This is a genomic window from Chryseobacterium sp. W4I1 (assembly GCF_030816115.1).
Taxonomy (GTDB): Bacteria; Bacteroidota; Bacteroidia; order Flavobacteriales; family Weeksellaceae; genus Chryseobacterium.
The window spans coordinates 2,676,488-2,690,583 of sequence record NZ_JAUSXQ010000001.1 but is presented as its reverse complement, the minus strand read 5'-3'; the positions used below and the strand labels follow the sequence as shown (position 1 = coordinate 2,690,583).

The 14,096-nt window shown below is 37.5% G+C and carries 12 protein-coding genes; 2 read left to right on the top strand and 10 right to left on the bottom strand.

Going from position 1 to position 14,096, the window contains the following annotated elements; translation table 11 throughout:
- Positions 1–97 precede the first annotated feature (97 nt).
- Together QF044_RS12455 and QF044_RS12450 are read right to left on the bottom strand one after the other, a co-directional pair.
- A complete protein-coding gene (locus QF044_RS12455) occupies positions 98–2,038 on the bottom strand; it encodes an oleate hydratase (protein WP_307267675.1) in 1,941 nt (646 codons plus the stop codon).
- An 88-nt stretch (positions 2,039–2,126) separates the two neighbouring features.
- Entirely contained in the window at positions 2,127–3,005 is an 879-nt protein-coding gene (locus QF044_RS12450; protein ID WP_307267672.1) for an AraC family transcriptional regulator, read from the bottom strand.
- Positions 3,006–3,311: 306 nt separating this feature from the next.
- On the opposite strand from QF044_RS12450, the gene QF044_RS12445 reads away from it, so the two are divergent.
- A complete protein-coding gene (locus QF044_RS12445) occupies positions 3,312–4,493 on the top strand; it encodes an MFS transporter (protein WP_307272012.1) in 1,182 nt (393 codons plus the stop codon).
- A 298-nt stretch (positions 4,494–4,791) separates the two neighbouring features.
- Here the strand turns inward: QF044_RS12445 and QF044_RS12440 are convergent, their stop codons facing one another.
- On the bottom strand, positions 4,792–5,760 hold the full coding sequence (locus QF044_RS12440; RefSeq protein WP_307267669.1) for a YpdA family putative bacillithiol disulfide reductase: 969 nt from the start codon (positions 5,758–5,760) through the stop codon (positions 4,792–4,794).
- Positions 5,761–5,872: 112 nt separating this feature from the next.
- Here QF044_RS12440 and QF044_RS12435 point away from each other — a divergent pair, with 112 nt between their 5' ends.
- Entirely contained in the window at positions 5,873–6,517 is a 645-nt protein-coding gene (locus tag QF044_RS12435; protein WP_307267666.1) for a hypothetical protein, read from the top strand.
- 159 nt (positions 6,518–6,676) lie between these two features.
- Here QF044_RS12435 and QF044_RS12430 read toward each other — a convergent pair whose 3' ends face one another.
- The 7 genes from QF044_RS12430 to QF044_RS12400 all read right to left on the bottom strand — a co-directional run bounded on the left by QF044_RS12430 (position 6,677) and on the right by QF044_RS12400 (position 14,003).
- Complete coding sequence (locus tag QF044_RS12430) at positions 6,677–7,984, bottom strand: glycosyl transferase family 1 (RefSeq protein WP_307267663.1); 1,308 nt, start codon at positions 7,982–7,984, stop codon at positions 6,677–6,679.
- Positions 7,985–8,103: 119 nt separating this feature from the next.
- Entirely contained in the window at positions 8,104–10,644 is a 2,541-nt protein-coding gene (locus tag QF044_RS12425) for a YfhO family protein (protein ID WP_307267660.1), read from the bottom strand.
- Between the two features lie 31 nt (positions 10,645–10,675).
- A complete protein-coding gene (locus tag QF044_RS12420; protein ID WP_307267657.1) occupies positions 10,676–10,903 on the bottom strand; it encodes a hypothetical protein in 228 nt (75 codons plus the stop codon).
- Between the two features lie 139 nt (positions 10,904–11,042).
- On the bottom strand, positions 11,043–12,092 hold the full coding sequence (locus QF044_RS12415) for a DUF6263 family protein (RefSeq protein ID WP_307267654.1): 1,050 nt from the start codon (positions 12,090–12,092) through the stop codon (positions 11,043–11,045).
- 77 nt (positions 12,093–12,169) lie between these two features.
- Positions 12,170–12,934, bottom strand: a complete 765-nt coding sequence (gene rlmB, locus QF044_RS12410) for a 23S rRNA (guanosine(2251)-2'-O)-methyltransferase RlmB (RefSeq protein WP_373462630.1) — start codon at positions 12,932–12,934, stop codon at positions 12,170–12,172.
- 24 nt (positions 12,935–12,958) lie between these two features.
- Positions 12,959–13,528: a hypothetical protein gene (locus QF044_RS12405; protein ID WP_307267651.1), complete on the bottom strand. Its 570-nt coding sequence runs from the start codon at positions 13,526–13,528 to the stop codon at positions 12,959–12,961.
- 4 nt (positions 13,529–13,532) lie between these two features.
- A complete protein-coding gene (locus tag QF044_RS12400; RefSeq protein ID WP_307267648.1) occupies positions 13,533–14,003 on the bottom strand; it encodes a DinB family protein in 471 nt (156 codons plus the stop codon).
- Between the last annotated feature and the right edge of the window lie 93 nt (positions 14,004–14,096).

Here is a 14,096-nt window from a genome sequence, read left to right as displayed (position 1 = left end):
AAGTCCTGCTTTTTTGTTAGCTGTTTAAGACTGCTTCATTATGGAATAAACTATTTAAAATAGTAACTTCCTTCTTCATCTTCCAGTCTTTTTAATGCTATCCTTTTACTCCTTTGATCCAGTCCTGGAATTTTCCGACCTGTTCCATAAAGAAAGATTCATGTTCCTCTTTTTCTTCCGGACGGTTTACCAGAATATGTTCAAAATAGCTTCCTTTTAATACTTTTCTTAGAATACCTTCGCCTAAGAACGGTTTGTAATCGTTCAGCGCCTGTGTTGCTTTTAATAAATGTCGGATGTCGTATTGCAGCGGATTAATATCAGGAACCTGTTTGTTGAGGTTAAGAAGACTGTAAACCGCAATCCTTGCCGTTCTTACAGAGCTTTCCATAGTAAATACCACGTCATTATTGGTTTCTACAAACTGTCCTACCAATCCTAAATTTTTACATCCTTCAGGAACTACTCTCGGACGGTCACCGTGAGCTCTCGGCATAAACATAGAAGTGATGTACGGCATATATGAAATACGGACAATTGTGTTTTCTATTACATTATCCAGCTGATCAGTCATTCCCAGGTGATAACACAATTCTGCAAGGATCTCATTTCCGGTACATTCCGGCATTGTTTTCTTGATATAGTTTCCTTCTTTGTCCATCAGAAGAGAATAGACCCAAACCACCAGGATATCATCTGGCTGGGTAGGGAAGTGCGGCTGCCTGTTACAAGTGAAACTCATTACCCAGTTGGAATCTGTGATTGTAATAATCCCTCCGGTAGCTGTTCTTCCTGAATACGGATCATTGACGCATAGTTCTTTTAATTTCTCCGTAAATGCAGAAGGTCGGCATGTCAGTGTGGCAGATTCCCAGGAAGATTTTTCAATATTGCTGCAGAATTTTTCCGGTTTCCCGAAGACTTCTGATTTGGCAGCCAGATTTTTCCATAGCTTCCAGCCTTCACCTTGTCCTGCACTGGTATTGTCTATCGTGATTTCAGGAGCTGTATTATTATCGCCATAGCATGTGCTTTCGGTCATAGATCCTGTCGTAACAATCACATAGTCTTCTTCTCCGACAGGAATTTTTACTTCTTTACCATCCTGTTCCGTGATGATTCCTTCCACTGTTTTTCCTTCCGTATTGATGTGTATATCCAGGTCTTTCACCAGAGTATTAAACTGGATCTGTACTCCTTTTTCAACAAGGAAATTTTTTAAAGGAGTCACATACGTATCATATTGGTTGTATTTTGGGAATACCAGGCATGAGAAATCTTTCATTCCATCAATAGCATGAAGGAATTTGTGCATGTACAGTTTCAGTTCAAGTAAGCTGTGCCAGTTTTCAAAAGCGAACATAGAACGCCAGAAGAACCAGAAATTACTGTTAAGGAAAGATTCCGTAAAATAATCTTCAATTGTCAGATCATCAAGTTCCTCTTTTTTCTTCAGTAAAAGTTTCACAATAGCCAGCTGATCTTTTTTCTCAAGTCCGAATTTACTGAAATCCTGGATCTGTCCCTGATTGTGGATTAGCCTTGCTTTAGAATAATTGGGGTCATTATCATTAATCAGACGGTACTCGTCCAATACACTATAGGGTGCAGGAAGCTCAAGAGCAGGAATGTCCTGGAACATATCCCAAAGATTTTCATAAGTCATATCCATTTCCCTTCCGCCACGGATGATGTATCCGTCCTTTGCATTTCCGGCGCCGTCCAATGAACCGCCTTCTACATTAAGCTGATCAAGGAAAATAATATTTTTCCCCGGAACACGGCCGTCACGGATGAAATAATAGGCTGCAGACATTCCTGCAATACCACTTCCTACAATATATATTTTTGTGTTTTCGTAGGATTTTAAAGGAATTCCTATATTACGCTGGTAATTTCCGATTTGATCTGAAAAAGGCATCGTCTTTTCAGGAGTGTTAATCTGAACTTCTTTACTGGAATCCGGCTCGTGGTTTACTTTTCCGAATTGTTCTGAAGCATTTAAAACTTTGTCGAATTTTGAATTGATTATACTCATTTTGTATTGTTTTAATTAACAATATAAAGGTACCTCTATTCACAGCGAAGGTCATATCCCGAATGTCAGAATTACTGTCCCCAAATTCTTATGACAGGATGTTTTCCCTGCTTCTGTATTCGGAAGGGGAGAGGGAGGTCTGTTTCTTGAAAAACCTTCCGAAAGCGGAAGCGGAATTAAACTGCAGTTCAAAAGCAATCTCAGAAATCGTAATATCGGGATTTCCAAGTAGCATATAGGCTTCTTTCAGCAATGTTTCATCAATGACTTGATGAGGTGTTTTACCACATGCTTTTTTAATGACCTCAATAAGATATTTATTGGAGACGAAAAGCTGGTCGGCATAGAACTGTACCGTTCTGTCCTTTCTGATGTTATCACGGATCAGGCTGCTGAATTTCAGGTAAATATCTTTTTTACCTTCCTCTTTTTCAAAAGCACTGCTGTTTTCCTGTTCTATAATATCCGCTGTTTCCAGCAGCAGATTAAAAATAATAGTACGAACGATTTCTTCGGTGAATTTTCCCTGCTTTCTGGATTTTTTCTTCAGATAATCCAGAAGGTTCTGTAATAGCACCGAGTTTTTCTCATTGGTCCTGACAATATTGTAAGATCCGCTAGAAAACAGATTCATCTTTTCAATAATAAAAGGATCGGAAATATTTTTGATCAGAAAATTTTTATCGAAAAACAACAATTTCATTTTAAAATCTTCACTGGTCTCCAGAAACTTTACAATGGTAGAGGGAGCAGCAATAAGAAAACAGTGAGCATTTATATGGTATTTTTGCTTGTCAATCTCAATGTTTATTTCTCCCGCTGTACAGATACACAAAGCATAATAATCCATTCGGAACGGTGTCTCGGGAAAATCAAAAATAGGATTTCCGGAGGAGATGTAATAAGATTGCCGGCAGTCAATACTGTAAAACGACAGCGTATCATGTAAATTCTCGTAGGTTATCATCTGCATGTATTGATTCGGATAAATTTTACTTTAGAATTTTAAATCGAAAAAATCCCTTTACTACTGCAATTTACGAAAATTATAAAAGTTGATTATAGGATGGCAGTTAAATATTTATTGATTCAAGTTAAACTTGTATATTTTACTTTTATTGATTTGACTGATAAAAAAAATGCCTTTTGAAGGGTACTCTATGCCAATTTGCGTAATTTTGCACCTCACTCAATTTTCTCCCCTAAAAATAATATTGTGAAATTAATTAGCGTATACACGAGTTCTTTCAAAGGACTCTCTGAAGAAAGCTGGATGTTGGCGCTGGTCATGCTTATCAATCGTGCCGGATCTATGGTACTTCCGTTTTTGGGAGTATACATGACTGCTCATCTGCATTTCAGTATAGAAAATTCAGGTATTATTCTGAGCTTTTTTGGGATAGGTTCCGTATTGGGCTCTTGGCTGGGAGGATTAATCACGGATAAAATTGGAGAATACCGGGTTCAGAGCCTGAGCCTGCTTCTAAGTGTTCCGTTGTTCTGTCTGATACCGCTTTTTAAAACAGAAGTTGGACTGGCGGCCATTATTCTGATCCAGAGTATCGTGAGTGAAACTTTCCGTCCTGCCAACTCTGTAGCGATCACTAAATATGCTAAACCTGAAAATATCACCAGAGCTTTCTCCCTTAACCGGATGGCCGTAAACTTAGGGTTTTCCATTGGTCCTGCATTAGGCGGAATTTTATCAGCCATATCTTACGAATTTTTATTCTTCAGTAATGCCCTGGCTGCTCTGTTGGCTGGGTTAATGTATATCCGGTTTTTCGGGAAAAGAAATAAACTGGCTTCAAAGAAACCTAAAAAAGTAAAAGAAGCTGCTGCCGTTAAAAAAGCAAACTCTCCATATAGGGATGGAAAGTTCCTGATTTATAGTTTTTTCTGTATGCTGTTCGCCATCTGTTTTTTTCAGTTATTCAGTACTCTGACTATTTTCTATAAAGATACAGCCCATTTAAGTCAACAGAATATTGGTTATATTCTGGGTTACAGCGGTTTTCTGATCGTTCTGCTGGAAATGGGCTTTGTACAGATCGCCGAAAAATATTTCAGTCTAGCCTTTACCCTTCTTTTAGGAACTGTATTATGTGGTATTTCCTACGTAATGCTGGTTTTTGATTATTCTATCCTCACCCTTATAGTTTCCATGACACTGCTTTGTATCGGTGAGATCTGGACACTTCCTTTCATATCAACTATTACGGCGCTCCGTTCGGGGGAAAATAATAAAGGTGCTTATATGGGGCTGAATGGGATTTCAGTAGCCTTAGCTTTTATTATAACACCTTACGTTGGAACAATGACGGCTGATAAGCTTGGTTTTAATACACTATGGATAGGAACAGGTGTATTGTCAGTAGGTATTGCACTTGGGTTCTATTTTGTGATTCCATGGATGCTTAAGAAAAAGAAATTAGAAGCTGGGATTAGAAGCTAGATGTTTTTGAGGCTCTGATTTTTATTTTTGAGATTGTGTAAATTCTCAAGTCTGATATGCGAAATTTAATATTTTAGCTCTGGTAGATTTTGCAGATTTTTTAACCACAGATTTCACAGATTTGCACAGATGATGAGGTATATTTTATGGCATCTTTGCGATTCTGCAATTTGTAATATGATAGAATGTTTAGAGTAAATTATGCTATAAACAAAAGTTTATTTTAAATCTAAAAACCTTCTTGATTTAAAAATCTGACATCTGACATCTGATGTCTGATATCTAAATCCAGCCGCCTCTATTTCCTTCCTGTAACTATACTCTTCACAATCATCTCGGCATGAATCCTTGAATTTTCTATAAACCAGAGATGTGTATCTTTTCCTCCACAAACAACACCCGCCAGATATAAATTCGGGACATTGGTCTCCATAGTTTCGGGATGATAAAACGGATTCAGACAGTCGCCCTGTAATTCTATTCCTGAGTTTCTTAAAAAATCGAAATCGGGGAGATAGCCGGTAAGTGCCAGAACAAAATCGTTTTCAATTTCGTTGACCTTTCCATTTTCATCTTTAAAAATAACACTATGATTGGTAATTTCTACTATTTCTGAATTAAAATAAGCCTTAATACTTCCTTCTGCAATTCTGTTTTCTATATCCGGTTTTACCCAATATTTTACGTTTTTTGAAATTTCAGAATGGCGGATAATCATCGTTACGTCAGCCCCTTTTCTATACGTTTCCAGAGCAGCGTCTACGGCAGAATTGCTTGATCCCACAACAATCATTTTCTGTTTGGCATACGGGTAAGGTTCCGTATAATAATGCTTCACTTTTGGAAGATCTTCTCCGGGGACATTCATCATATTCGGAATATCATAAAAACCAGTGGAAATGATGACATTTTTTGCTTTATAAGCTGTTTTTGAAGTTTCAATTTCGAAGATATCCCCAATTTTGGAAACTTTCAGAACCTTTTCGTACAGATGGATATGTAATCCTCTTTGTCTTGTAATTCCCTGATAATATTCAAGAGCTTCCTGTCTGCCTGGTTTTGGAGCGGGAGAAATAAATGGAATACACGCAATCTCCAGTTTTTCTGCTGTTGAAAAAAAGCGCATATATAAAGGATAGTTGTATAAGGAATTGACGATGGTTCCTTTTTCTATGATCAGGTAAGTCAGATTGTTTTTCTGAGCTTCAAGAGCACAGTTCAGACCAATGGGCCCGCCTCCGATAATGAGGATGTCTAAAATTTCCATAACACAAATGTACTGAAAACGGTTATATTAGGTGAAAAATTAGCAACAGAACTTATCTATCGGAACTATGGTCCTGGCATTAGTTTTGGTGCTTTTTGATATAAAATTTAAAATGAAAAAGATCATTATTCCAATATTAGTATTAACCCTGTTAACGGCCTGTAAAAAAAATCCTGAAAAACCTGTTCCGAATGTAATCGATTCAATGGCTCAGGCAAAGGAAAAAAATATTGAAGCTACAGCACAAAAGAAAAAAACTGATGAAGCAGCTGTAAAGAAAGCTAATGATGAAATTCTTCAGGCTTTGAAAAATAAGGATTATAAAACATTTGCATCATTTATTCATCCTGAAAAAGGAATCAGTTTCTCAATGTATGGATTTGTTGATCCAAAAGAGGACAGACATTTCTCCAAAGAAGATTTCGATAAATTCCAACCGACAAAGACTTTATTTACCTGGGGAGCTATGGACGGTTCCGGTGATCCCTACAAAGCAACGATCAATGATTATCTTACAAAATGGGTTTTCTCCAAAGATTTTACAACAGCTCAATATTCATTAAACAAATTCCAGGCTGCCGGAAATTCACTTAATAATTTGAATAAAATATATCCTGGGAAAGATTTCACCGAGAACTATAGCAAAGGTGCTGAAAAGTCCAGCGAAATGGATTGGAAGACCATCCGTTTTGTTTTTGAGGAGTTTCAGGGGAAACAGTATCTGATTGCTGTTGTCAATGATCAGTGGACGATTTAAGGAATTAGTCTTTTTTAATAATGCTTCGATTTCGTTCAGCATGCCATTTTAATACTTAACTGTAAAGTTTAGAAATTGACGTGATGAACGAAATCGAAGTATTTTGTGGTTTATCCTTGTCAGGGTTTTAAACCCTGACAAGGATAAGATCATTTCAAACTAAGATTCTCCCAAAACTTCAGCAAGCCTTTTGGTCAGGTTTCTTCTTGAAAACTGCTCAATATTCTGGGTGTTTTCAACAGGACTTCCTTTTTTCCACAGCTCAAACTGGTCAAGAATAAAATCTTTAACCGCTTTTGAATCTTCATAGCTGAAATGTTTTCCTGCTGCAGTTTCATCCAGTATTCTTGCAACATCCGCTTCATTTGGACCGAAAGAAATAATCTGCTTTCCGGTGGCCAGGTATTCAAATATTTTTCCGGGAATAATGCCTTTGGAAGACTCATTTGGGAAATTGGTGATCAGTAAAAGATGGGAAGTTGCCATTTCTTCTACAGCTTTATCATGAGAAATATAGCCCAAATTCAGGATGTGATTTTTCAGGGTTGAATTTTCAATGGATTCAAGGATCTTATTGTCAATTCTACCTGCAAATTTCAGGGTAAAATGATCTGCAAACTCTTTATTTTCTTTAATTAATTCATCAAGAATCTTCCATAGGTTTTCAGGATTTCTCAGCTGTTCGAGAACGCCGATATAACTTAAAGTGAAGTTTTTTTTCTGCGTCTCTTTACCTGTCACAGGGTGTGGAGCCGAAGCATCACTTTCATCAAATCCATTGGTTATACAAACTGCGTTTGCTCCTGCTTTTCTGAAGTTTTCAGCATCGGTATAGCTTGTGGCTAAGGTGATGTCGGCAGTTTTAAAAACAGCACTTTCAAGCTGTCTGTGTTTTCTGTCAGAGCTTTTGGTGAGTTTTAAATGTTTATAATAAGAAATTTCCGTCCATGGATCCCGGAAGTCAGCGATCCATTTCAGATCCGGGAATTTCTTTTTCAGTCCGAGACCAATCATGTGAAGAGAGTGAGGCGGTCCCGAAGTAACTACCACCTCTATTTTATTTTCTTTTAAATACTGCTCTAAAAATTTGATAGAAGGCTTTACCCAAAATACCCTTGCATCGGGAATAAAGAAGTTTCCTCTTACCCAGATCGAAAGTTTAGATTTCCAGCTTTGGTTTTTGCCGACATCAAATTGCCCGGCTTTGAATTTTTTATTGCTTTTATTCAGCTTTTCAGCCAGCTGGTAAGGTTCCCATATCTTTGTTTTTACAATCTCCAGATTTTGTGGAATGTCTTTCACAAGACTTTCGTCGAGTAGGGGATAACTTGGATTTTCGGGAGTATAGATCACCGGATTCCAGCCAGATTCCGGCAGATATTTTGCAAACTTCAGCCATCTCTGAACACCAGGACCTCCCGCAGGAGGCCAGTAATAGGTGATGATCAGTATTTTTTTTTGTTCCATTAATTGAAGATTTGAATCTGAATCTTAATAGTCTTAACACTTTAAAAATAGTTCTTATATTTTAAAATCTAGCCATTAAGGTTGAGTTAAGAATTAAGATTATTAAGCATTAATTTCGTTTAAGCCTTTTCTTCAGTTAAAGTTAACTTCTTTTTATTTCTATTCATCCAGAAGATTCCGAACCCACTGAGTGCGATAAACAATCCGAAACATAAAAGCGATAGCCATTTACCTTTTTGGATCACTTCAGGCTCAAAGATCATTCTGATGTTGTGGTTTCCTGCAGGAACGTGTACGGCACGCAGAAGATAATCTGCTTTAATGTAAGGAACCTCTTTTTCGTCTACAAACATTTTCCATCCGTGGGGATAATAAATCTCTGAGAATATGGCCAGCTGAGGTGTTTTCGACTGGGATTTAAACTCCAGCTCATTCGGCTGGTATTTTGTTAAACTGATAAATGCCGTTGAATCTGCCTGAACAGATTTACCCGTAAAATATGATTTGTCTGCTGATGCAACAACAGCTGTTTTCTTACTGTCGATCACCCCGATAGACTTGATTTCTTCATCAGGAGTATTTACGAATTTCAGATCACTTACAAACCATGCATTTCCATTTGCTTTTGCGTTAGGCATTGCCTGAGGTTTGTCCGGTCCGCCCATCACCCAATATTTTGCATTAAGGAGATTCAGGATGTTCGGTACTTTTACAGAATCCATGACCTGGAAGTATTCATTGATTACATCATCATATCTTCTCAGTTTTACGGCATGGTAGCCTCCGATGGAAGATTTGAAATAGGACGTATTGGTTTCGCTGAATGTACCTAAAATATTATTGAAAATTCTGTAATGTGTTTTATCTCTTTCTGCAATGGTTTCAAGCGTTTTATTAACGTTGACATTGGCCAAAATAGATTCTAGATTCGGATTTCCCTGAACTTTTTCAGCAAGAAGATCTGAACTTTCAGTCTGGAAAGGATTTTCAGCAAAAACTTTGTCTACATAATTCTCATCATTCAGATAACGTTTATTTACCGTCCAGAGGTCGAACAAACTCACAGTTCCAATGATGATCAAAGCAATATTCTGACTCAGCTTTTTCTTCATAGTCATGAAAAGGACTGCCGCTGTTATAGCAACATAGAGCAATGCTTTTATCGCATCAATTCTAAATAATTTGAATCTCTCATCAGCCAGATAATCCAGCAGAAAAGGCGGGAAGTATGTTTTTTCTCCGTCTGTATAGAAACCCAGAAGTGATTTTCCGAAAATTAAAAGAATCAGTAGTAATCCTAAAGTTCCACCGCTTACATACAGAAGAATTTTCTTTTTGTATTCCTCGGTCAGTTTTTCGTCTGTAAAGAACCTGTAGATCCCGATAATGGCTATCAGAGGAAATAATAATTCCACCACCACAAGAATAGAAGATGGAGCTCTGAATTTACTGTAAAAAGGAACGTAGTCTATAAAGAAATCAGACAGCGGCATAAAGTTGCTTCCCCACGCCAGTAAAACGGTCAGAATAGAGGCTCCGAGGATCCAGTAACGGTATTTTTTCCAGGCGAAAAAGAACCCAAGTAAAGCGAGGAAGCATACAACAGCTCCCTGATAAGCAGGGCCTGAAGTTCCCGGTTGGTCTCCCCAATAAGTGACACCGTTGAAACCTTTTGAAATTCTGTCCATTTCAGCCTGGGAGCCTACATTTTCCTGAATAAGTTCCTGGACTTTGCTCATGATTTCTTTTGCTTCTGGTTCCTGACTTCCGCCACCCATCAGTCTTGGAATAAAAAGATTCAGGGTTTCCAGTTTTCCGTAACTCCACATCAGGATGCTGGTTTTATCCAGTCCTGACTGTCCTGAAGTATGGCTGTCATTGGTCAGAATCTGCTTTCCACGTACCGTTTCTTTGATGTACTCGGAATTGGCCATGATTCTTTGGGAGTTCATTCCGACACCAATTGCACATGAGGCAGCGATAATTCCTGATGAAATAAGAAAATGCTTCATCGGAATTTTTTTCTGAATCGCTCTTACCAATTCTGAAAGGAATAAGAATCCTAAAGCCAGAAACAGATAATACGTCATCTGCGGGTGGTTGGCTGCAATCTGAAGCCCCATAAAGAGAGTGGTTGCAATGAATCCCCAGATGTACTGTTTCCTGATGTAAACGAGTATAATTCCGGCCAATAACGGTGCAAAATACTCTATGGTATTTACTTTACCATTGTGTCCGGCTGCTATAATAATATAAAAATAGGTGGATAAGCCAAAGAAAGTAGCGCCCAGTAAAGCGTACTTCCAGTTTCTTACAGCTACCATTCCAAGGAAAAAGAATCCGGCAAAAAGCAGGAACAGATAATTAACAGGCCTTGGCAAAAAATTCAGGTTGCTGTCGATCTTTTTGATGATATCGCCTTTGAACTGGCTTCCCATCTGATAGGTAGGCATCCCGCCAAACATGGAGTCACTCCAGTAGGTTTCGTTTCCGGTATCGGCTCTGTAGTCAAGAAGCTCTTTTGCGCCTCCTCTGTATTGCACGATATCATGCTGGAAAAGCTGTTTTCCTGAAAAAACAGGAGTGGAGTATAAAAATGCTAAAACTATAAATACAATTAATGAAATTGCAATGTAAATTAAGTTTTTATTTTTAGCCATGCTGGTTATTATCTTTTATTTCTTTGGAATTTTACCTTTTGTCTTTACTTTCTTTTACCTCTTCATAGTCAACTGTTTCTGCATCCCAGTTGAGGGTCTGTTTATTCTTATTAGAGTTATGTAGGTCCTGCTGCTGATTATTGTCTTTGTTGTTATTGAATCTATAACTGTAAAAGGTCTTGAAAAATAGCCTTTTCAGGATATTCCAGACAAAGAAAATAATAATAGCGGTGAGTACTAACTCAAGAATGTACTTCATAATTTTTTAATTTAAATTCAAAGTTTCCGGATCAAAATGATCAGTAGCCAGGTTATTGGCAAGCAATCGCTCAAAAACTTTAGAACGCTCCAACTTTCAAACTCTCCAACATTCTGATCCACAAACTCTTTTAATTCAATTATTTTGCAGAAGGATTTACCATTACAGAAGATTTGGATGTGCTTTTCATAGATTGTGACTGTTTTCCGTCTGAAATAGTTTCAATCTGCGTAGTTTTTACATCAATATTCTGGTTGGTGATCCATCCTGTATTTTCGTCAAACTTAATGGTTCCGTTCTGAGCAAGTTCACTGCTCAGGCTGTGCGTGACAGGTCCCTGTGTTTTCTTTTCTGTTTTTTTAGGAATTCCTCCTGTTACAGAGATTTCTGCAGCTCCGTTTCCTACGCTTTTTAATACATAGTTAGAAGTTACTTTTACGGTTCCGCTTGCGTCAGCATTTTCAGAAGTTGTCCATTTTTCACCGATTTTAACTCCTTTTTTAGGAATAATCGTTAAGTTTTTATTAAGCTGATCTTTCAATACTTTTTCGTTGAAAGTTTCTTTAAGACTCGCTACAACGCTTGCTTTCTGGTTAGCATCTTTTATTAATGTTCCTACAGCAGCTGTCACTTTAGCATAAACGGCATCGAAACCTGTAATAGAAATTACATTTCCTTTCGTGTCCATTTTCATGTTAAGCTTGTTTCCTGTAAGCGCCTTATTGATATTCCAGATCATTTTAAGGTCATCTTCCTTTGGAATAGCCTGCTTGGTATCTACAATTACGGTTTTGCCCTGTGCACTTTGAGAATTTCTTTTAGCGACAAGATTCAGCGTCATATCGTACACATTGCCTTTGATATCGTTCACCACGAAATTCATTTCGTCTGTAGATTCGCTGGTTGCCGTGATGGTTTTTCCCTGGGGATCTTCCATGGTCTTTACATCTCTCTGATAAGTGGTAAGAGGGTAGGTTTTTCCTTTTTCCAGTTTAAAAGTTTGGGTGAAAACTCCAGCAGAGTCTTTGATTGCAGGGTTTTCTACCACTTTCGCCACAGAATCGGCCGGAACTTCTACAGTCACTGTTTTTCCTGTTTTAGGATCTACTTTGGTGATGGTTTTTGTTTCTTTTTTACAAGAGACAAGGGCTATAGATGAGATGAGCATTAAAGCTGCTACGTTTTTCATTTGAATTTTTTTTAAGTTTAAATTTTACTGATCATTTTTGTCTGCAAATTAGGTGCAAAACAAATTATTTACGTTGATTAAGCGTTTGGAACAGCGATAATCTTCTGTCTCACGGCTTCATAAAGGATAGCTCCACAAGCTACAGATACATTAAGCGACTGTGTTTTTCCCTCAATAGGAAGTTTTATTTTCTCGTCTGAATGATGCATTACTTCTTTAGAAATACCCGTTTCTTCATTTCCCATCACGATAGCACAAGGCTCTGTGAAATTCACATCATAAATCAGTTTCTGAGCCTTTTCCGTGGCTGCAAATACTGAAATACCGCTCTGCTGAAGGAAATCTACTGCATGGGCAAGATTCGGTTCTTTACAGATCTTGATATTATAAAGTGCTCCTGCAGATGTTTTGATAGCATCTGAATTGATGGGTGCTCCTCCTTTTTCTGGAATAATGATAGCATCTACACCAACACATTCTGCTGTTCTGCAGATCGCTCCGAAGTTTCTTACATCCGTAAGTCTGTCCAGTATTAACAGGAAAGGTGTTTTTCCTTCTTCAAACAGTTGTGGAACAACATCTTCCACTCTGTGAAACGGAACATCTGAAATAAAAGCAACCACACCCTGGTGGTTTTTTCTTGTAAAACGGTTCAGTTTTTCAATCGGAACATAGTTGGGACGTATTTTATGTTTGGCTAAAATAGTCTTCAGTTCAGCATAGATAGGACCCTGAAGTGCATTCTGCACAAAGATCTTGTCAATCGTTTTATCTGCTTCAATAGCTTCTATTACAGGACGAAGTCCGAAAATGAAATCGTCTTTTTTGTTTTCGTTTGTCAAAATTTATTTTTTCTGTTGTTAAACTTATTCAAGGCAGGGAGGCTCTTCTACTGTTTTGTACCTGCTTTCAAAGCGGGAGTCTGTAGTCGTAATGCCTGTTATCTTTCTTTCTTCATTATAAACTTCCCATACTGCCTGGTTATGGTCTTTGATATTCAATGTATAGTCTACATTTTCTTTTCCTTTTTCTGCATTTTCCTCATACAGTTCAAAGAGGTAAGTGTTTCCGTTTTTTCTGATATTTTTTATCTGAAAATAATAAGCATCCTGCCCGATGATATGTTCCAACGTATATTTTCCATTATCACTCAAAATTATTTTTTGGTTCTGATAATCGCATGGAATATAGATAATGTAGCCTGACTCCTTTTTTGTAAGCATCGTCCATTCTTTTGGAACAGATTTGAAAATTTCTTTCCAATTCTCAGGACTTTTTATTTCCGGCTGATGAAGCTCTGCAATTTTATCAGCTGATGGCTTGATAACGCTTTCAGCAGGCTGGCTTTTTACCGGATCATTCTTAGAAGAGCAACCTACTATATTGAAGATAAGCAGTCCTAAAAGGAGGAATCTTAAAAAGAAAATCTTCTTCAAAATATTAATATTTTTCGCCTAATATTGCTCTCTTCTGTGCCATGATATATCCGTAATGAAGGCTTTCATGCATATTGTTGAAGATAATGGCATCCTGAATACTCTTCAAATCCATCCCGAAACTTGTTGTATACGGGGTATAGTCTGAAAAGAAGTCACTGTCATAATCCTTCATCAAAATCTTTGAAGTTTCAGTGAGTAAAAACTCAAGATCTTCCACTTCAGATTTGGCTACATTCAGGTTCGGAAGAGTGCCTTTTTTGTAGGTTTCGATCCAATATTTATCAATTCTGAAAGGATTGCCGCTCAGATAATAATGCAACAGCTGCTGGGTAGCAACCGTATGGGCAATATTCCAGTACAGATTGTTATTGAAGCCATCCGGAATCAGCAGAAGATCTTCGTGGGAAGTGTTCTGCAGAATACCTAAAAGGTTCTTTCTCACTTGTCTGTGTGCTTGAAAATGATAATTCATTTTACAATTTTTTTTAATCACCAAAAATAGTCTAATAAACTGGAAGTGACAATTTTTTAAATAAAGGATTAAATTAAAAGTTCTTAAATCGTG

What these genes read in the sequence shown, in the direction of transcription:
- QF044_RS12415 (WP_307267654.1), bottom strand. Translation starts at nt 12,092, where the DNA reads ATGAAAAACGTAGCAGCTTTAATGCTCATCTCATCTATAGCCCTTGTC.
- QF044_RS12420 (WP_307267657.1), bottom strand. Translation starts at nt 10,903, where the DNA reads ATGAAGTACATTCTTGAGTTAGTACTCACCGCTATTATTATTTTCTTT.
- QF044_RS12450 (WP_307267672.1), bottom strand. Translation starts at nt 3,005, where the DNA reads ATGATAACCTACGAGAATTTACATGATACGCTGTCGTTTTACAGTATT.
- QF044_RS12430 (WP_307267663.1), bottom strand. Translation starts at nt 7,984, where the DNA reads ATGGAACAAAAAAAAATACTGATCATCACCTATTACTGGCCTCCTGCG.
- QF044_RS12400 (WP_307267648.1), bottom strand. Translation starts at nt 14,003, where the DNA reads ATGAATTATCATTTTCAAGCACACAGACAAGTGAGAAAGAACCTTTTA.
- QF044_RS12435 (WP_307267666.1), top strand. Translation starts at nt 5,873, where the DNA reads ATGAAAAAGATCATTATTCCAATATTAGTATTAACCCTGTTAACGGCC.
- QF044_RS12445 (WP_307272012.1), top strand. Translation starts at nt 3,312, where the DNA reads ATGTTGGCGCTGGTCATGCTTATCAATCGTGCCGGATCTATGGTACTT.
- QF044_RS12425 (WP_307267660.1), bottom strand. Translation starts at nt 10,644, where the DNA reads ATGGCTAAAAATAAAAACTTAATTTACATTGCAATTTCATTAATTGTA.
- QF044_RS12455 (WP_307267675.1), bottom strand. Translation starts at nt 2,038, where the DNA reads ATGAGTATAATCAATTCAAAATTCGACAAAGTTTTAAATGCTTCAGAA.
- QF044_RS12440 (WP_307267669.1), bottom strand. Translation starts at nt 5,760, where the DNA reads ATGGAAATTTTAGACATCCTCATTATCGGAGGCGGGCCCATTGGTCTG.